Source organism: Pseudidiomarina fusca (assembly GCF_032227045.1).
GTDB classification, from domain to species: Bacteria; Pseudomonadota; Gammaproteobacteria; order Enterobacterales; family Alteromonadaceae; genus Pseudidiomarina; species Pseudidiomarina fusca.
On sequence record NZ_JANFPJ010000010.1, the window covers coordinates 25,410 to 44,603 of the forward strand.

18 protein-coding genes and 1 pseudogene are annotated in these 19,194 nt (G+C 49.0%); 10 read left to right on the forward strand and 9 right to left on the reverse strand.

The window, feature by feature from the left end:
- Positions 1–291: 291 nt before the first annotated feature.
- Entirely contained in the window at positions 292–807 is a 516-nt protein-coding gene (locus tag NOG12_RS05985) for a hypothetical protein (RefSeq protein WP_313932708.1), read from the forward strand.
- A 40-nt stretch (positions 808–847) separates the two neighbouring features.
- Here the strand turns inward: NOG12_RS05985 and NOG12_RS05990 are convergent.
- Positions 848–1,075, reverse strand: a pseudogene (locus tag NOG12_RS05990) (hypothetical protein); the annotation flags it as partial.
- A 220-nt stretch (positions 1,076–1,295) separates the two neighbouring features.
- Between NOG12_RS05990 and NOG12_RS05995 the strand changes: the two are divergent.
- Complete coding sequence (locus NOG12_RS05995) at positions 1,296–2,060, forward strand: HNH endonuclease family protein (protein ID WP_313932709.1); 765 nt, start codon at positions 1,296–1,298, stop codon at positions 2,058–2,060.
- Between the two features lie 20 nt (positions 2,061–2,080).
- Here the strand turns inward: NOG12_RS05995 and NOG12_RS06000 are convergent, their stop codons facing one another.
- The 3 genes from NOG12_RS06000 to NOG12_RS06010 are packed head-to-tail and all read right to left on the reverse strand — an operon-like array spanning position 2,081 to position 4,006.
- Entirely contained in the window at positions 2,081–2,245 is a 165-nt protein-coding gene (locus NOG12_RS06000) for a DUF5655 domain-containing protein (RefSeq protein ID WP_313932710.1), read from the reverse strand.
- Positions 2,246–2,297: 52 nt separating this feature from the next.
- Positions 2,298–2,894 carry a response regulator transcription factor gene (locus NOG12_RS06005; protein ID WP_110076876.1) on the reverse strand — a complete coding sequence of 199 codons (597 nt, stop codon included), beginning with the start codon at positions 2,892–2,894 and terminating at the stop codon, positions 2,298–2,300.
- Positions 2,891–4,006 carry a sensor histidine kinase gene (locus NOG12_RS06010; RefSeq protein WP_313932711.1) on the reverse strand — a complete coding sequence of 372 codons (1,116 nt, stop codon included), beginning with the start codon at positions 4,004–4,006 and terminating at the stop codon, positions 2,891–2,893. The genes NOG12_RS06005 and NOG12_RS06010 overlap by 4 nt, the downstream gene beginning before the upstream one ends.
- Positions 4,007–4,158: 152 nt before the next feature.
- Between NOG12_RS06010 and NOG12_RS06015 the strand changes: the two genes are divergently transcribed.
- Genes NOG12_RS06015 through NOG12_RS06025 form a run of 3 tightly spaced genes read left to right on the forward strand, consistent with a single transcriptional unit; the run spans position 4,159 to position 6,894 of the window.
- Complete coding sequence (locus NOG12_RS06015; protein ID WP_313932712.1) at positions 4,159–4,884, forward strand: ABC transporter ATP-binding protein; 726 nt, start codon at positions 4,159–4,161, stop codon at positions 4,882–4,884.
- Positions 4,877–5,614: an ABC transporter permease gene (locus NOG12_RS06020; protein ID WP_313932713.1), complete on the forward strand. Its 738-nt coding sequence runs from the start codon at positions 4,877–4,879 to the stop codon at positions 5,612–5,614. Before NOG12_RS06015 ends, NOG12_RS06020 begins: the two co-directional genes overlap by 8 nt.
- Before the next feature lie 20 nt (positions 5,615–5,634).
- Complete coding sequence (locus NOG12_RS06025; protein WP_313932714.1) at positions 5,635–6,894, forward strand: amidohydrolase family protein; 1,260 nt, start codon at positions 5,635–5,637, stop codon at positions 6,892–6,894.
- A 163-nt stretch (positions 6,895–7,057) separates the two neighbouring features.
- Here the strand turns inward: NOG12_RS06025 and NOG12_RS06030 are convergent, their stop codons facing one another.
- Entirely contained in the window at positions 7,058–7,855 is a 798-nt protein-coding gene (locus NOG12_RS06030; RefSeq protein ID WP_313932715.1) for an SDR family NAD(P)-dependent oxidoreductase, read from the reverse strand.
- A 41-nt stretch (positions 7,856–7,896) separates the two neighbouring features.
- Complete coding sequence (locus NOG12_RS06035) at positions 7,897–8,724, reverse strand: DODA-type extradiol aromatic ring-opening family dioxygenase (protein WP_313932716.1); 828 nt, start codon at positions 8,722–8,724, stop codon at positions 7,897–7,899.
- 133 nt (positions 8,725–8,857) lie between these two features.
- Between NOG12_RS06035 and NOG12_RS06040 the strand changes: the two genes are divergently transcribed.
- Positions 8,858–9,748, forward strand: a complete 891-nt coding sequence (locus NOG12_RS06040) for a LysR family transcriptional regulator (RefSeq protein ID WP_313932717.1) — start codon at positions 8,858–8,860, stop codon at positions 9,746–9,748.
- Positions 9,749–10,002: 254 nt separating this feature from the next.
- Positions 10,003–11,397: an amidohydrolase family protein gene (locus NOG12_RS06045; protein WP_313932718.1), complete on the forward strand. Its 1,395-nt coding sequence runs from the start codon at positions 10,003–10,005 to the stop codon at positions 11,395–11,397.
- Between the two features lie 62 nt (positions 11,398–11,459).
- Here the strand turns inward: NOG12_RS06045 and NOG12_RS06050 are convergent, their stop codons facing one another.
- On the reverse strand, positions 11,460–12,548 hold the full coding sequence (locus tag NOG12_RS06050) for an NADH:flavin oxidoreductase/NADH oxidase (protein WP_313932719.1): 1,089 nt from the start codon (positions 12,546–12,548) through the stop codon (positions 11,460–11,462).
- A 215-nt stretch (positions 12,549–12,763) separates the two neighbouring features.
- Here NOG12_RS06050 and NOG12_RS06055 point away from each other — a divergent pair, with 215 nt between their 5' ends.
- Both NOG12_RS06055 and NOG12_RS06060 read left to right on the forward strand, forming a co-directional pair.
- The gene (locus NOG12_RS06055; protein WP_228759506.1) at positions 12,764–13,501 is read left to right on the forward strand and encodes an endonuclease/exonuclease/phosphatase family protein; all 738 of its coding nucleotides are present in this window, start codon (positions 12,764–12,766) and stop codon (positions 13,499–13,501) included.
- A gap of 25 nt (positions 13,502–13,526) precedes the next feature.
- Positions 13,527–14,933, forward strand: a complete 1,407-nt coding sequence (locus tag NOG12_RS06060) for an amidase (RefSeq protein ID WP_313932720.1) — start codon at positions 13,527–13,529, stop codon at positions 14,931–14,933.
- A gap of 26 nt (positions 14,934–14,959) precedes the next feature.
- On the opposite strand, the gene NOG12_RS06065 is transcribed toward NOG12_RS06060, so the two are convergent.
- A complete protein-coding gene (locus NOG12_RS06065) occupies positions 14,960–15,646 on the reverse strand; it encodes a hypothetical protein (protein ID WP_313932721.1) in 687 nt (228 codons plus the stop codon).
- 180 nt (positions 15,647–15,826) lie between these two features.
- Between NOG12_RS06065 and NOG12_RS06070 the strand changes: the two genes are divergently transcribed.
- The gene (locus NOG12_RS06070; RefSeq protein WP_313932722.1) at positions 15,827–16,876 is read left to right on the forward strand and encodes a lipoyl protein ligase domain-containing protein; all 1,050 of its coding nucleotides are present in this window, start codon (positions 15,827–15,829) and stop codon (positions 16,874–16,876) included.
- Here the strand turns inward: NOG12_RS06070 and NOG12_RS06075 are convergent.
- A complete protein-coding gene (locus tag NOG12_RS06075; RefSeq protein WP_313932723.1) occupies positions 16,873–19,194 on the reverse strand; it encodes a DUF2309 domain-containing protein in 2,322 nt (773 codons plus the stop codon). The genes NOG12_RS06070 and NOG12_RS06075 overlap by 4 nt on opposite strands.

A 19,194-nucleotide genomic window follows, 5' to 3' on the forward strand; every position in this document is an offset into this window, starting at 1 on the left:
GTGATTCAGGGTCATTAAAAAATAGGTACTAGATGCTTGATTTGTATTGCATTGGTATTCGGTGGTGTAGGTATCTCCGTCTCGCTCATGAACCACCGAAATAGCATCATTGACTGACGTTCAAGCAATTGCCACTGATAAAGGTTGCAAGAATATGAGCCAACCAATTGATTTAATGCATTTAATCTTCGAGTTGTCATTTGATGCAATTTGTAATTTGCATGAATTACGACTAGATTTTTATTGTGGAGTTATACTTTCACCATAAAAATTAAAAGGAATTTCAGTAAAGTGATTGAATATATTCATGAACTTGCATTATCAACTATAAACCATCGAGTGCGTTTGAACCCGTCAGATGTGTTCAAATTAGGTACTTATGTATCATTCTTTGTGGTTTCATCTATAGTCTTTTCCGGTGCTACTTATGCCAAAGCAGTTTGCAGTGCTCAAGTGATAGAGGAAGAAGGCTCCCCGACTCTCAGTCCTGGGCTGATTGATGCAATGTATGAAGCAATTAGCACTAACACGTTTGACCTTGACGAACCTTATACTGTAATAAGTAAGAAACATTTCTGTACGGGTGTAGGTAAGTCTAATATAGGATCCGAAAGTGCTTTTGACACGTTTAACAATGTTCCAAATCCTGACCCAACACCGAAAGAAGGTGATAAGCAAACAGTCACACAGACTAGAGCCGATGGAACTAGGACGTGGAGTTATACTTATATAAATGGAGTTTGGGTATTGACTGGATACAAATACACTCCTACGCCTGATGCTGATAGTCTGCCAGACGAGCCATAGTGCATAGCTTTGACCGATATGCTTACTGCAACAATAATCCTTATAAGTACAAATATCCGGAAAAGCCTGAGTTTTGAGGTGGAAGATTTTCCACATGAAAATTGCCCGAGGTTGTCTCCTCTAAAATGCCAATTTCAACGAGCTGTTTAAGGTATACAGAAGCGGTTTGACGCTTGGCTATATCGCGTTCGACCAAATTACTAGTTCGACAATAAGGCTGCTCAAAGATCACTTGAACAAGTTCGTGACTATATCTTTTGGTCAACAGCTTACGCAGGCCTTTAGTTACGACGATCGTGGTAACGTGATAAGCGCGCGGCTGTCGAGTTGAGCGTTTAGGGCAACGTCCTCTTCTTTAGAATCTCTCCAGTACTGCTTGCATACACGTTTCTTAGCGTATGCAAGACTTCAAGTGGCTACTCAACGTTACACTCAATGTAAGAAATGGCTTACACTGCGGTATTCAATGCCGCACGTGAGAATACGACATGCACTACAGCGCTTTGCAATCGACTTACACTGGACCTGTACTCAAATCGGCCATCATCTCTTTCATTTCATGTTGCTTAATAATCTTCTCAGGTGAATTGCTTGCCGAACCAGTCAAAATGAGCACCAGCAAAATTTGTCATGACAGCTCTAGTGAATATTATTCACGAACGAAAAACTTCACCGCTTTCGAAACCATCGAAGCTTGCTTAGCCGCTGGTGGAAAGCTCCCCAAAGGAAGTCACAACCACAACAAGAATGGAGTTACTAAACCTGCAAATTCTACAACACCACAAAGTTACTCCAGGAGCGCTTTCGCGCACTGGACAGATGACGATGGTGATTGCTTAAACACTCGGCACGAGCTTTTACAAGACTTATCAACTGGACCAGTGACAATGTCAGAAAATGGATGTCGGGTGCTTCGTGGACGTTGGAACGACCCATACTCGGGGAACGTACTTTTTGACTCATCGAAGATGGATGTTGACCACCTTGTGCCACTGGCGTGGGCTTGGGAACATGGTGCGGATAAGTGGACAGATGCAGAACGAAAAAACTTCGCGAACGACCCCGTCAATCTCTTTGCAGTTACAGCTAATCTTAATCGGAGTAAAGGCGCAAAAGGCCCTCGCGATTGGTTGCCTCCAAATAAAGAGTTTCGTTGTCAGTACGTTACTCGATATCTGCGTGTAATGCTCAAGTATGATTTTAATGAATCAGCTCGCGACAACATTCGTGAGCTTCGGAAGCGCGTCTGCTAGATGCGTATCTAGCGCTCGAGTCAACCTGCAGCCGTGTATGCGGCACGAAGCCAAGCCTTAACCTCGTCGTCTACTTGGGCAGCATCGGTGAGCTTCACGATGTAATGACACATTTTCCCACTACCCTGTGGCTCCAAACGCGGCGTATTATAGCCATGAAACAGGCTAGCAAATGCTCGTACCAAAAATTTGCCGCACTAACTAAGCGTTGGTCGTTTTGGTTCATGGTTGTTATCGTCATAACCAGCCCTGTTGATGAGCGAAGCGTGCGGCCTCGACGCGATTATTTGCGTGTAATTTACTTATCGCTTCGGAGAGATAGTTGCGGGCAGTTCCCTCTGCAATAAACAATGCTTCTGCAATAGCTTGTGTGCTCATTCCCTGTCCTGCAAGGCGCAGTGCCTTGCGTTCTTTCTCCGTTAGTGGGTCCTGTTGGCCGAGTGCTTGCAGCAGTAATTCATTGCTTATTACTCGCGCTCCCGCACAGACCTTGTGAAGTGAATCAATGAGTGTAGCAATCGGAGCATCTTTGAGTAAGAAGCCGCTCACTCCAGCATCAACGGCACGTTTGATATAACCCGCGCGATTAAACGTCGTAATAATGACGGTTTTGAGTGCTGGCTGATGCTGCTGTACCCACTGCAGAAGCTCAAGCCCAGAAAGATGAGGCATTTCGATGTCGGTCAAGAGTATGTCGTAGTGCTCCTGTTGCAGTTGTTGCTGCGCTGCTGCACCGTCGACCGCCTCATCAACCTCGTAGTCTGCCTCTAAACGAAGCAAGCTAGCTAACGCGGTGCGCACCATCGTTTGGTCTTCGGCAAGCAAAATTTTCATGTCGTTGCTCCGGTTACTTTGAGTATTTCATGCTTCGGCAACTGCAGGGCGACGGCACAGCCCCGTGCGGTGAAAACTTCGACGGAGCCGCCCAGCTCTTGTATTCGTTGTTGTACTCCCAACAGACCGTTACCTCTTTGAACTTCTGCATGATTACCGTCGTCGCTTACTTGCACCCGATAGACGTCGGCGCTTTCATCAAAATGAATAGTGCAGAGCTGGCCTGAACTATGACGAATCACATTTGTAACTAATTCGGTTATGGCGAGCACTAGGGCTGTTTCACGCGCTGCATCAAACAGCGGTGGCTTACCTAAGATATCGGTGCGAAAACCGGCATCCTGTAAGCGCTGTTCTAGCCGCTTCAGTTCAAGCGCTAGTCCACGATGTTTATAACCTGACACGCTTTGCCGCACTTGCGACAAGCTAATACGAGCTATTTCGCTGAGCTCCTGTAGCTGTTGCGCAGCGGCATCGTATTGCTGTTTACCAAGTTGCGCTTTGGCTAAATCAGATTTCAATACAATACTCGAAAGTGTATGCCCCAAGATATCGTGTAAGTCGCGGGCGATGCGCTCGCGCTCAACACTCGTTGCGAGGCGTTCGATTTCTTCGGCACTGCGGCGTTCTGCGGCGGCGTGGCGTTGCCGCAAGCGTTCAACTCGGCCAAAGATCGCAACGGTTACCACAATAACGGTACCGTAATGGAAAAACAGGTCCCAATGCGTACCCACACCCCACTGAAATACTGCGAGGGTAGCGATGACACCAAGCACGGCGGTTAAGGCATAGGGCCAACGATAGGCAAAACCTAAAAAGAAGCCAACGTAACTGAAAAAGGCGACAGAGCCGGGGTTCCACGGCGTGACCGCACAGGCAATAACGTACATCCCGATAATCGGCCAAAACATGCGCTGGCGCGGCAAATAGAAGCAATAAAAGTACAGAGCGACAAATACCAACATGGCGAGCGAAAGCAACACGATTTCGCTGACCGTATAGGGGAATAGCACCATCGGTAGGATGTAAAAACCTAAGTTAAATAGATAGACCCAAGCATGTTTCGCTTCTTCGTTAGAGGCCTTTTGTTTGGTTTTTTCGTTGATCATCATCTGCTTCTTTGGCTCGAAGTTACCTCATTATGGCCATTGCTAGCCCATTCGGCTAGTGACATTTGTCACCTTCAATTGCTGACAAAAGCGACTGTCGCGCGAACTCCTGTCTCCCTAAACTTGGCTCTAACATTATTTACTGGAGATCGCCCATGGCAGTCGCACACTTATCTATTCACGGCTTAAGCAAAAGCTATGGCCAGCATCGCGCGCTTTGCGATGTGGATCTCACCGCCTATAGCGGCGAGGTTCTTGCAATACTTGGCAAAAATGGTGCAGGTAAAACGTCACTCATCAATAGCGTGCTTGGCATCCACGCCTATCAAGCAGAGCAACTTGAATTATTTGGTCAACCCATATTGAACCAACATCGTTCGTTAGCAGTACGACAGCGCTTAGGCGTTATGATGCAACTCGGTACACTGGCAGCCAATCTAACTGTCTACGAGCAGTTGGACCTGTTTTGTAGCTATTACCAAAACGGTTTTCAGGTTGGTGAGCTCATAAACAAATTTAATCTTAGCAGTATCGCCAAGCGACGCTTTGGCAAACTTTCTGGCGGCCAGCGCCAGCAAGTCCTTTTCGCCCTCGCCGTGGCTGGCAAGCCCGACTTACTGTTTCTGGATGAACCGACGGTGGGCATGGATGTCGAGGCGCGTCATGCGCTCTGGCAGCATATTCAAGACTACCGCTCTGCGGGCACGGCTATTGTACTGACCACCCACTACATCGAGGAAGCCGAGCGCTTGGCCGACCGTGTCGCGATGTTGCGAGAGGGAAGAGTCATCGCTGCAGGCACTTTGTCCGAGGTGATCGCTGATCATGGTTCACTCGATCAAGCCTACCTAGCCAACATGCAGGAGCAGCGCTATGTTTAATGCGAATTTATACGTTAAAGAAGCAGGCTATGATTTACTAAGTCTATGGCGTACACCCGCGTTCTTTTTGCCGGCTATTTTATTTCCAGTCACTTTTTATATCTTTTTTGGTATCGTTTTTAATTTTAGCTCAGGCAGTAGCAAGTACATGCTCGTTTCTTATGCCTGTTTCGGTATGATGGGGCCGGCTATGTTCAACTATGCGACCGCAGTCGCCAGTGACCGCGCCCATGGCTGGCTTACGTTGAAGCGCGTTGCGCCTATGCCCTTTAACGCTTACGTAGCAGCTAAGTATGTCAGTAGCTTGGTCTTCGCCTTGTGCATTGCCTTAATCCTGTTTGTCACCGGTGGCTTATTCGCGGGAGTTGAACTCTATACCTGGCAATGGTTAGCGCTGTTGCTGGTATTGCTAATCGGTACCCTTCCCTTTGCCCTTATCGGCTTATTACTGGGCCTATGCTTGTCCGACAAAAGCGCTCCCGCTGTGGTCAACTTGGTTTATTTACCTATGGCCTTCTTATCCGGCTTGTGGGTGCCCATTCAATTCTTACCGGAAGCCGTGCAATACATCGCCTATGGCCTGCCCGCTTACCACTATGCGCAGTTGGCACATGCTGTGATTGGCACGAGTCAGGGCCATAGCATTTGGCTGCACTTGGCTGCACTTGTCGGCTTTACTTTACTACTCACTGTTGTCGTACGCTGGCGTTATCAGCGCCTTTCGCACTAATTTAAATGAGCCTATTGCCGATGAAAAACATACTTCTATTACTTGCCGCTGTTGTTGCTGTACTGGCTATCGTATTGAATTTACCAACTCCGAAAACTGCTGACGTGGCGAACGACAACAGCTTCGTGATCGGTCCGGTGAACATCTTTGACGGCGAAAAATGGCGCGATGAAAAATTCGTGGTTGTGCATGAAGGCTGGATCACTGAGCTCTCGATGCAACGACCTGACCTTGACTTACCCTACCGTGAAACCCAAGGCCAAGTGCTGATGCCCGGCTTAATCGACGCACATGTGCACGTCTGGGGCGATGCCCTGAAGCAAAGTCTGAACTTTGGCGTGACCACCGTGATCGATATGTTCGGTGACCCTAGCTTTTTGCAGCAACATAAAACCGCGCGTGCGAAGACCCAGCAAGCTGAACATGCTGATATCTTTGGTGCTGGCTACTTAGTCACTGCACCTAACGGCCATGGCACGCAATACGGTATTCCCGTACCCACGTTAAGTGATCCTAGCGCAGCCCCCGAAGCTGTCGCAAAACGCCTCGACAGTGGCTCTGATTTTATCAAAATCGTCTACATCCACGCCGAGGCGGTTTATCAACATGCACCGTCGATTTCGTATGCGGAACTGGAAGCCACCATTAAGGCCGCCCATCAAGCGCAGCAACTTGCCGTGGTGCATGTTGCCGATCACGCTTCAGCAGTGGACGCCGTCAAAGCGGGTGCCGACGGCCTGGTGCATAGTTTCTTTGACCGCCCAGCGAGCGATGAACTGGTGCAATTGATGCGCAGCAACGGGACTTTTATCATCCCAACCATGGCGCTTTACGAGGGGATGTTGCGTGGCGAAATCAACGACGAACTGCTCACCGCAGAAAACCTCAAGCTTCCAGCAAGCGCTGAGGCCAGCCTCAATCAGTCGTTTGGCAATACTGCTTTTCCTGCACACTTTTATGAAAATCTACTACTCACCACCGAGCGTCTCTATCAAGCAGGAGTGCCGATTTTAGCTGGCAGCGACGCACCGAACCCCAGCACCGCTCACGGCTGGTCATTACTGGTAGAACTCGAGCTATTAAAGCGTGCTGGATTGCCGCTCGAATCAGTGATGCACGCAGCAACCACCGCGCCAGCAAAGGCCTTTGCGCTGCCTCATCAAGGGCGCATTGCCGAGGGGATGAAAGCTGACCTACTCCTAGTTGATACCAGTGCTACAACGAACTTGCCGGCACTATTCCATCCACTAGCGATTTGGAAGAATGGCTTTGCACTCTGAAACAACAGTGGCCAAGATTAGTTGGCTACTCCCCCCCACGGGCGTGGGGAAGACTTGCGTATAACTCAGCGCTTTTCTCTGCGCTTTAATAAGTACCGCCAAGTCGGCTGCGCGCTGAGTGAGCATGAGTGAACCTCATAAATATATTCTCACGAACGGAGCTTCAGGTAATGCTTTCCACAATGCCACCTTCAACACGCAAGGCGGAACCTGTGGTGGCACTGGCCTGGGGAGAGGCGGCATAGACACAGATGCTAGCAACTTCTTCCGGTTCGGCAAAACGCCTTAGCAGCGTGGACGGCCGGTTTTCATCCAAAAACAAGGCCTCCATTGCTTTCGGGGATACTCCCCGCTCAGCCGCTAGGTCAGCCATCATGGCCTTGGCTCCTTCAGTACGAGTCGGACCAGGCAGGATGCTATTCACGGTCACACCGGTACCAGCAAGAACCTTCGCTAATCCTCGGGAGAGGCCCTGGAGCGCCGCCTTGCTCACCCCATAGTGCACCATCTCGGATGGAATATTTAACGCCGATTCACTCGAAATGAACTGGATGCGGCCCCAGCCGCGAGTCTTCATGCCGCTGGCATAATGCCGAGCGAGTCGTACACCGCTCATCACGTTTACCTGGAAAATTTCTTCCCAAGCGGCATCGTCGATATCGAAGAATGGAACGCCGCCATAAATACCTAGATTATTGACTAAAATATCTACTTCTGGCACCTGTGCAATGATGGTCTGACAACCTTCTGCGGTGCCTGGGTCGGCGATAATACCCTTGGCATCATCACGGCCGCTGATGCTAGCTATCTGAGTCAAGGCTTTATCCACTTTGGCTCGGTCGCGGCCCACGATGGTCACTAAGGCTCCCGCCTGAGCCATCCCTTGAGCAATAGCCAAGCCAATACCAGCGGTAGATCCGGTGATCAACGCATGTTTGCCTGTTAATTCAATCTTCATCATTCTGTTCCTCTAGCCATTGATTGTTGAGAAGCCCACGCCACTCAACCAAATTGAAACGCCGATAATTGAGTTTCCATCACTCGTTCTGAATAAATTTTCTTGCCGGGCTCGTCGTCCGCTGCACCCGCTGCAAGCAGCAATGGGATTAGGTGTTCCTCGTTTCCGCGCGGATGACAATCGAGAGCGTAAGGTGCCTGAAACCATTGCTTCAATCGTTGATAACGAACTTTGGAGTCACCTTCTACAGTGTCCGTCAGCCAATCATCGAACACCTCGGAAAGCGGCGTAAACCGCCTGTCGCCGTAACCACGCATATTGTGAAAGCTCATGCCACTACCGAGAATCAGCACACCTTCATCACGTAATGGCGCCAAAGCTTTACCTGCCAGCAGGTGTGCCTCGGGATCTAAGTCTTGCCGTAAAGAAAGCTGAACCACAGGAATGTCTGCCTCGGGGAACATCACTTTGAGTGGAATAAACATACCGTGGTCAAACCCACGCACGGAATCCTCGAGGGTGTACTGTTGTGCCCCACTCAGTAGACGACTCACGCGATGCGCCAACTCAGGTGCTCCCGGAGCGGGATAGGTCAATTCATAGGTGTGGTCCGGAAAACCGAAATAGTCATAAATCAGATGAGGCTGGCTGCCGGCGGTCACACGAAACTCTGGAGTACGCCAGTGAGCGGATATCATCAGGATGGCCGTCGGCTTTTCTGGCAAACGTCCACTGATATTTCGGAGGAATTCGGCCATACCGTCCCACGTATTGCGGGGATTCCAGTCCATAAAAAAGCAGGGACCGGCGCCATGGGGAATAAAAAAAACTGGTTGTTTTCTAGGCACTTTTGACTGCATAGACATCGACATACCTCCAAAGGCTTGAATAGTTCAGATATCACAATGAACAGGTTATACTGATACTGAGAAAAGGAGAATAGACTTAAACAAGGAGCTATTTTAACTAAAAGTAGGAAATAAAATGCTGGACCGATACACAAGCATGCAGATATTCATTCAGGCAGTTTCCAAAGGTAGTCTGTCTGCTGCAGGCCGAGAACTCAACATGTCGCCAGCAATGGCCACAAAACATGTGGATTCTTTGGAAACTAGACTCGGCACCAAATTGCTTCATCGCACGACTCGACAGTTGTCACTAACAGATGCCGGACGGCAATACCTACAGGCCTGTCAGCGCATTCTTCAAGATATTGAAGAAGCCGAGTCCGAGGTATCTTCGCAGCAGCACCAAGCCATGGGTCGATTACGTTTAAATGCACCGCTATCCTTTGGCACACGCTTCATAGCACCATTAATACCCGAATTTACCCAGCGTTATCCTCTGGTAGAGGTGGATCTTGGCCTGAGCGACACCCAACAGGATCTGCTGAAAGAGAACTGGGATCTGATTATTCGCATCGGACATCTCGCTGACAGCAATCTCAAAGCTCGCCGTCTCGGTAATTGCCCGATGCGACTTTGTGCCTCTCCTGAGTATTTGAAAAAACACGGAAAGCCTAACCGTGTAGCTGAGCTCTCAAGCCATAATTGCCTGAGCTACAACCTCTCCTCAGCACAAAGCGGCGGCACCTGGGCATTCGGCCAAGATGGCCAAATTCAAGTGCCCGTAACAGGCAACCTCATGTGCAACAATGGCGACGCACTTCTTGCTGCCGCCGTTAAGGGCCAAGGAATCATATATCAACCCAATTTTATCGTGTCGGAGGCGTTGGCCAGTGGTGCTCTGGTTGCTTTAGAATTGAATCACCCCCCATTGGATCTCGGCGGCTTGCATGTATTGTTCGCGCCAGATCGTCGATTACCACTCAAAGTAAGAGCGATGATCGACTATTTGGTTGAGGTTTTTGCAACCTCGCCATGTAGATCTTCGTAAGTTTTAACCTTACTTACCAAGGCTCGTAAATGCTCGTACCAGAAATTTACAGACTGCTGTAAAGCGTTGCGTCCCAAAGTTATTTCGCAAATGCATCGGCGTTCGGCATCACGCTTAATTTTTCTTCAAGATGTACTGCACGTTGGTAGTTTTGTTTCATGGTTGTTATAGTCATAACCAGCCCTTTTGATGTGCGAGGCGTGCGGCCTCGACGCGATTAATCATACCCTGCGCTAGGCAACTGAGAGTACATCATGAACACAATGGTTCGCTTCATCACACTTGTTACCCTACTAACCTTTATCGCAGCGTGCGAGCCGGCTCAACCGCCCGCACCAGAAACGTCACATCAATCACCGAAGAACTTTGCGTTTACAAATGTTGCTGTGGTGAACATTGCGCGTAACTTGGGTGAGATTGCCGAAGCTCAAACAGTTTTGGTGGTAGGCGATCGCATTACCACGGTTGGAGCAACCTCTGCCGTGACAGTTCCCAGCGGCTTTGTAGAAATTGACGGTACCAACCAGTTTTTGATGGCTGGCTTAACTGAGATGCACGGCCATGTGCCGCCGGCATCAAGCTTTGGCCAACTGCCAGAGCGCTATCTAGATGATGTACTATTTATGTATGTTGCCAACGGTATTACCACGGTGCGGGGCATGCTCGGCTACCCCCATCAGTTACAATTGAAACAGGACATTACAGAAGGTAAGCGGACAGGTCCAACACTTTATCTAGCCGGGCCAAGCTTTAACGGCAACAGCATTGAATCACCAGAAAAGGCCACTCAACGCGTTATTGAACAACGTGATCAAGGCTGGGATTTACTTAAAGTCCATCCAGGGCTGACGCTTAGCGAATATCAAGCAATGGCAAAAACTGCGCGTGACGCAAACATCGACTTTGCTGGTCATGTACCGAAAGACGTGGGTCTTGAAGTGGCATTAACAGAAGGCCAACGTACCATTGACCACTTAGACGGCTACTTGGAAGCCATCGACGCTTTAAATCGGCCTGCTAGTAAATACGAACTGGATTACCTCGTTGACTTAACCCTGCGTCACGGTGCCGCGGTGGTGCCAACCCAGGCATTGTGGGCTACGATTATTGGTGCCAGTGACATAGAGCAGCTGCGCCAGTACGAAGAAATTGACTATGTACCTGAAGCAGTGCGAGCCGGCTGGTTTAATTACTTAGAAGAGCCAAGTTTAGGGTACTTCAACGCCGAAGCGGCCGCCATTCAACAAGACAATCGCCAGCGGCTAATTAGAGCCCTATTTGACGGTGGCGTACCCATGATTTTTGGCACCGATGCGCCCCAATTATTCAGTGTTCCGGGCTTCTCAGCCTTACGTGAAATTGCAGTATTACACGACGCCGGAATTCCGCTGGCTGGAATTTTACACAGCGCAACCGTCGCAGCTGGGGAGTATTTTGCCGATAAAGATTTATTCGGTCGCGTTGCAGAAGGTCACCGTGCTGATTTGGTGTTGTTACAGCAAAATCCGCTGGAAGACCCTGCAGCGCTCGCCGGACGCTCTGGTGTCATGGTGGCCGGCCAGTGGCTTGATAGAGCAACCATCGATAATCAGTTAGAAGCCATTCGAGCTGCAGGCATGCGCAAATCAGCAAACTTCAAGCCCGAGTAGACCCAGTAAAACGTACCCGGGAGTACGTTTTACTGGGTTCAAGTTGGCTAAGGTTGCCAGCATCAGTAGCGTTCTAGCCAATGTGCATAAGGGGCTGGCAACACCCATGATGGTTTCTCCACACGCAGTGTTTTAGCTGCTTCATAAGGCCAATGCGGATTAGCTAAATGGGCACGTCCTATCATCACTAAGTCTAACTGACCTTGGGCAACTGTATGCTCGGCCAGTTGCGGAGCATCAATTCCCCAGGCCGAGGCAACTGGGATGGCTGCCGCATGCCGGATGCGTTCCGCGATAGGAGCCATGAAGCCGGGTCCCCAAGGAATAGATGCGGTTGGGGTAGAAAAGCTGATACTAACGTTCAAGAAATCCAAGCCTTCGGCTTTCAATAGGTTGGTCAGTGCGATAGCTTCTTCAAGTTGCTGTTCATCGTTGCCGTCAAATTCAATCACGCCTAAACGTGCGGTGAGCGGTAAATTATCTGGCCAAACTTGCTTCACAGCTCGCACAGTTTCTACCAAAAAGCGTGCACGGTTTTCGAACGAACCGCCATAGTTGTCGTCACGCTGATTGGCGTGAGGCGACAAAAAGCTTTGTCCTAGATAGCCATGGGCAAAGTGTAGTTCTAACCACTGAAAACCAATATCACGGGCTCTTTCGGCTGCAGCGACAAAGTCGTGTTGTACCCGTTGGATGTCTTCGAGGGTCATTGCTTTAGGCATCCGGGATAAATTAGCGCCAAATGGAATAGCAGAAGGCGACAGGGTTTGCCAGCCTTTGGTATCTGCTTCGGCGATATGATCGTCGCCATCCCAAGGACGATTTGCACTGGCCTTACGCCCAGCATGCCCAAGTTGAATACCTGGTACTGCGCCAGCGGCTTGAATAGCTTCGACAATAGGTACAAACGCTTGTGCCTGCTCATCATTCCAAAGCCCGGTACAATTTGGCGTGATCCGACCTTCTGGTGAGACAGCGGTTGCTTCTACGATGATTAGACCTGCACCACCACGGGCCAAACTGGCGTAATGGTTAAGATGCCAATCATTGGGCACACCTTGTTCTGCCATATATTGGCACATTGGTGGAACTGCAATACGATTACGTAGTGTTACGTCTTTTAATTGAAAAGGCTGAAAAAGTGCAGACATGTAAAGTGTTCCTTATTGGTTCATTAATGCCATGGGTTGCATTATTCTACCCTTCTTTGCCAGCGCCGTTGTTGAATAAAATCTATCGTGGCAATCGGTTTTTACAGCTTAGTTAGTATCCAACTAAGATAGAAACAAGCCGAACCAAAATGACTAGAAGAAGGTCTACTAGAAGGTGGTACGATGTGCCAAGACAGAACCTTCGGAGATCCCGTTTGCTTAAACCTAAAGTTTTGGTTCCTGAGCAGTTCCTTCACGAACAACCTATTCGTCATGGCGAAGAGTTTGGCGTGTTGTGTTGGAATACGCAGAAACTCACAGATACACCCGAGTTTCAGCGCACTCTTACGCGCCTTTTAGCGCAGTTTCCTTGCCTATTTTTACTACTACAAGAAGCCAAGCTTAGCTCTAAAACCAATTGGCTCTTACCGCATTGGTCTTACGCTGTCGCACCAAATATGCAAATGCGGCGTTCTACTTATGGTGTGCTCACAGCCAGTCAGTATGCGTTTACCGAAGCACAAGCTCGATTAAGTAGAAAGCGCGAGGGTATGTTCGCTACCCACAAAAGCTACATGCTTTCTTATCACACACTAGCAGAAGGCGGTGCGCTGTTAGTGGTAAATATCCATGCGATTAACTTTGTGCGCACACAGCAATTTTCACAAGAAATTGAGCTGATTAAGAACGAGATTTTAGATCACAAAGGGCCGCTTATTGTTGCTGGCGATTTTAATGTTTGGAGCCGCCAACGCCGCCTTCGTTTATTACGCTTCTGTCGCAGCATCGGCCTCAAGCATGCCATTATGGCCGATCCTCATCATATTAAAACCTATCGACAACACCCGTTGGATTTTATTTTCTACCGTAATTTGTCATTGCAGCAGGCAGCGGCACTTGATACCAGTACAGTATCTGACCATAATCCGCTCTATGCTCGTTTTAAACTATAGCGGCAACTCACAGCAAAAGGCATCGATGAACTATTTATCAGCAACGACCATAGCGAATGCGATTCAAGCGGGCGACTTAACGTCTACCGCGATTACTGAGCACTATTTAACTCGTATTGAGCAACATAATCCAAAGCTGAATGCCTTCATAGATACCTATCGCAACCAAGCGTTGGCGCAAGCGAAACAGCGCGATGACAACGCCAACCGTCTAGGTCCGCTGCATGGCGTTCCCATTTCTATTAAAGAGTGCTTTTTGTATCAGGGCACTGCAACGACGCTCAATTATCCGCCGTTGAAGAATTACCAAGGTTCGCAGACGTCCCCCTTGGTTCAACGCTTGCTTGATGCTGGAGCCGTCATCCTCGGCAAAACCAATGTGCCGCAATTACTTGCTGATAGCCAAACCTTTGGGCCGCTATACCCGACCGCGAATAATCCCTTTGACATCACCCGAACTCCGGGTGGTAGTACGGGTGGTGGTGCCGCAGCGTTAGCAGCTGATCTATGTGCTCTTGAACTGGGCAGTGACATCGGCGGCTCCATTCGCAATCCTTCGGCCTACTGTGGCTTATTCGGATTAAAGCCTACCGAGAACGGTCACAGTCATGATGGCCATGTCCCCCCTTTACCCGAACATAAGCTTGGGTTTAGTGTGATGAATTGTACGGGGCCACTCGCCCGCGCCCCTGAAGACTTAGAGCTGGCGTTTAGAGTACTGTACCCACAACAGCAGCTCCAACTTGAAAGTAAGCCCTTGAGCGGATACACCTTTGGTTACTTTGACACCTTGCATGGCTTAACCGCAGGCCAGTCGGTGCAGTTGGGTTTAGACCAATTAAAACAGTTAATCACCACTCAAGGAGCCACGCTTAAACCCGTTACCATAGATAACCAATTGGCTGCACAAGCGATGGAGTTGTGGGCAGAGTTATTCGGCTTTTCTATTGCCCAAAATTTACCCTGGCTGATTCGTAAAATTTTCTACATGAAGTTTCGTCCTGCCCTCAAAGATAGCTCATTGACGCTCATTCCCGCGCTAAAACGTGGTTTAAGCCTAGACTTCAAACATTTGAGCAGAGCGCTGTATCGACGCCGTGAGGTGATTGCAGAACTCAACCGAAGTTTTGCGGCTTGTGATGCGGTTCTCAGCCCCACCGCCTTAGGCCCAGCATTTCAGCATAATCATCAGCATCAACGCATAGCTTTAGATGGAGAGCAAATACCTTACATGGATTATTGTTTCCCTTTTGTAGCCTTATATAACTTAAGCGGTCAGCCGGTACTTACCGTCCCCAGCGGATGTGACGAGCTAGGGTTACCAATTGGTATTTCTATCAGCGCCCCTCATCATCATGAAGGGCGCTTACTACATATCGGTCACCTACTGGCTCAAAACGGAGTGAGATTTAGTCCTCCTGAACTTGTTTAGAGCCAGAAAGGTAGGAGCTAAAGGGATTACATTCCTGGTAATTGCATCGGCTTTGCTGGCAGCTCAAAGTAACTTGCGGGCGGCGTGGTGGCAGAGCTCTTGGTAATTACAAACTCACTGCCTTGCCGCAACACACCATAACCTTGGTCTAGAATCTGCTTTTCCATTTTAGTCACGCTGGGCGGTAATTGACGACCGCTAGCCGTAATCATCAATTTAGTCATGGCATTCATCGCTCGAGCTAGCGCAACGATATGATCTTCTTGGCTAAGAACCATGGTGCTGGTTTGCTTTTGTCCCTGTCCATCAACATAAGTCATGGTGAAAACCTCACCACTAATGCCTGCCCCCATCTCAGATTTGCCCGTATTACTTAATTCGAGCACATCCTGAATTTCTTCATCCCAAACGCTTTCCTGATCAAGCATCTTATTCATTGAGTCTATTGCTGCGGTTAAGTCAAAAACCATCGTCTGACCACCTTGCTGCATTACGGTGTACATTTTGTTATCACGCATGATCATGTAGCCGTCATCGGAGTCAGAAGTGATTCGTAACTTATCTGTGCCTGAATATTCTATCTTTATCCGCTCACCATCGTCTATCATGACTGCACTACCACCTTGTGCAGCCACGGCATAGAGCGGGGCCAAGAAAACGGTAAATAGCCCAAGCGTTAATAGAGCGGTGAAAAATCTGTATGGTTGCATCATGCTTCTCCCTAATGTGTTGCTATCCTCTTTCATCTTAAATTTTAGACCTTATTGAGGGTTCTGCCAGTAATAACCACATGCGATTCAATAAGGCGGGTTAGAGCAAAGATTCGAGCCGCTAAAAATGCTAAGCTCAGGGCAACTTACACATCGTTGGATACGAATAGCAGAGGTGGCAGCATGCACGGAGAATTTAAAGTTCCTGGCGGTAAGCTAGTAGTGGCAGATATTGAAACTAATCAAGAGGTTATTACCTCAGCTAGTATTTCTGGCGATTTCTTTTTGGAGCCTGATACGGCACTAGAGCATATTAACCAAGCGTTGGTGGGCCTATCCATTGATGCTAGCCATGCCGTTATTAGTAAGGCCATTACCGCCGCCCTAGCGGACGATGTGATGATGTTTGGCTTCTCTGCTGAGGCAGTAGCTACGGCGGTACGACGCGCTTTAGGCAAAGCCAGCAGCTGGTTTGACCATGACTTTGCTGTGATTCCACCTGTCACCTTACCAGCGATACAACATGCGGCGCTAGATGAAGTGCTTGCGACCTCTGTTGCACAAGGTACGCGCGGACCAACCCTCAGGTTTTGGGATTGGGATGATTCGGTTGTGGTTATTGGCTGTTTTCAATCGGTTAGAAATGAAGTAGACATGGACGCAGCCAAGGCTGCTAATATCAATGTTGTTAGGCGCATTACTGGTGGCGGCGCCATGTTTATGGAGCCAGGTAACTGTATTACTTATTCGTTAACCGTGCCTAGTTCTTTGGTAGATGGCATGAGTATCGAAAAATCCTATCAATTTCTTGATACTTGGGTGTTAGCTGCACTAGCTGAAGTGGGAATTAAGGCGCACTACGTGCCATTAAACGATATAGCCTCAACCCAAGGTAAAATTGGGGGTGCTGCACAAAAACGTTTTGCTAATGGGGTGATTGTGCATCACGCCACTCTCGCCTATGACATTGACGCCGACAAAATGCTCAAAGTACTCCGTACTGGGCGCGAAAAGCTCTCTGACAAGGGCACAAAAAGTGCTAACAAGCGGGTCGACCCCATGCGCAGTCAAACCGGTTTACCGCGAGCCCAGATTATCGACGCCTTTATGGAGCAGTTTACCCAGCTTTATCAAACCCATACTGACAATTACAGCGCGGCAGAGTTAGCGACATCAGCACAGCTTGTTGCTAATAAATTTCGCTCTGAACAATGGCTCTATAAGGTGATTTAGGTTTTAGGTACCGCTACCCACCCGGTAGCGGTGCGTTGTTGCAACGTTGCTGTTGATGGTTGCCACTGCCATAGCCACAGCCATTCGTTGTCAACCAGTTGTTTGACGACCGGTTGCGCAGCTATCACCTGATCAATTGCGACCGTATCTGCTGCAATCACAACGGTAAGTCGCAACGGCTCATGGTACCAATCTTGTCCATCATGTACCGATTGGCGTGCTAAGCCAATACGCAGATCTCCCCCATTCCCCTCAAAGACACCCAACCCATCAGCTACAACATTGTGCAGTAGCTTATTACCACTGCCAAACTGCTGCGGTGCCACCGTTGACGCGTAATATTGCATATTGATCCAATGAGCCACCACCATAGGTGCCGTTAACAACTGGGTTAATAGGCTTTGGTCTTGATCGTGCTCGGCGACATACTCGTGTAAAAAAACACGACCATCCAAGTTCAAGCTGCGAGTAACACTGCGCGGTGCAAAAATAATGGCCGCATTACGCGCGAGGCCCCATTCTGGACGAACTTCTGCCCAGCTTCCTGCCCGTTGTCGCAACAATTGCTGGGGGGGGATTGTGGCAACCTGCTGCCCCAATAATCGCTGGGCTTGTTCTTGTTGCGCTTGGGTATTTGCAGCTGCTATCCAGGTAGCCACATCTTCAGGGACATCTGCACTTAAAAGCTGTAGCTGCTGTAATGTGGTGTTATGAAGCGCTGCAATAAAGCGTGTCTGAGAGGGAATGCTGATCTGATGGTGTTCAGTTAATAGCTGCCGTACTGAAGGCTCATTAAGGATTTGCGCCAGCACTTGCGCATTAACTGCGCCAGACTGACCGCCACAAGCGCCGCACTCCAAACTAGCAGCATGTGGATTATTATGAGTTGATGCTGTGTGGCCTATCAGCAACACTGACTCGGCAAAAGCTTCGGTGAGGCTCATACCCGTTAGCACTTGCGCAGCAACTTGGGCTAACTCGCGGTTACTGACCGGTTGTTGATGACGAGTGATCAGCCACGGCCCAGTATTCACCAAACTTGCCGCGATACGCTGTTGAGGCTGGTAGGTTAAGGTTTTCTTAAGTAATTTAGCAATCTTTGCTAAGCCACTCATTTCAACCCAACCGTAAGCCCCTGCAGGGCTCTCGTGAGCACGGTGCCAACTGGCGGAACGCCAGATTTTACTCACCTGCTCACTCGTATCATGATGACCGGATAACTGCACCTGCCACTGAGGTGCCAGTAAAGCCGGCAATTGGGGCTTGCTCAATTCTGCGCTTACTTGATATTCAACCGGTAACCCAAAAAAGCCGGCAAAACCTATGGTCTGAATCCCCTCATGCTGCGCCTCTAGCGCTCTGCGCATAGGTTCAGAGCGAACGTCTATACAGCATACAGCTTGCAGCTTTGGCGGTTTACCCAGCGTGTTCTCGGATTGCTTTGTCGATGGCGTCATCAATTGGGTAGTTAACTGCTGCTGATAGTGCTGCTCGCGTTTTGATTGCTGTTGCCACAGCGGTTGTAGCTGTATAGCGACCTGTTGCTTACGCTCTAAATAATGACTCCAGGTTAGCTTGAATTGTTGCTGTAGTGCCTCATCGGAGCTTTGCCAGCAAACGAGGTCCCAGGCCAAGCGAATCGCTAGTAGCTGATTAAGCTCGTCATTAAAATCCTGCTGCTGGGTTAACTCTCGTTGCCAACGCCTTTGGGAAAAAATACTCGCCCAACCATACAGATCATGCAGCAGTACCTGCAGATAGATTGGCCACTGTGCTGCTGTTAGTGGAAGCTGATGTAAGGCTATTTGGTAAAGCTCGAAAATATCCTCTGGCAAGTTCTCTAAATGCTGTTGTATGTTTTTATGATTCAACAACAATGCGATGCCACGGTCTTGCCGCACCACCTTCAGCCATTGTTTAAACATACGTTGATTGATGTCATGGTGCTGTCCCACTTGCGCAGGATAATTAACCCATAATGCACAGAATTGGCTCATTTGTTGCTGAATTTCAGTTAACCACGGTAAGGTACGCAGCTTACGCTGAGCCTGTGTCGCATCGTAAGATGCCGCCACGCTGCCATGAAACCTCCCTTCAGACAACAACCCTTCAGCTCCTTTTACAAGCGGTATGTTAAACCATGCTAGTTGCTCTGCCGCAACCTCGTGAATTGATTCGGTACGCTGTTGCCACCAAGGATTAACAGCAATACTTCGGTCTAGTGGCCATACCGGAGCGACCGTAGCTGTCGCTTGTTGTATCCAATTGGCCAAGCGGGTCACGTCTTGTTCTTGTTTAGAATGGAAGTTTGTAAACAT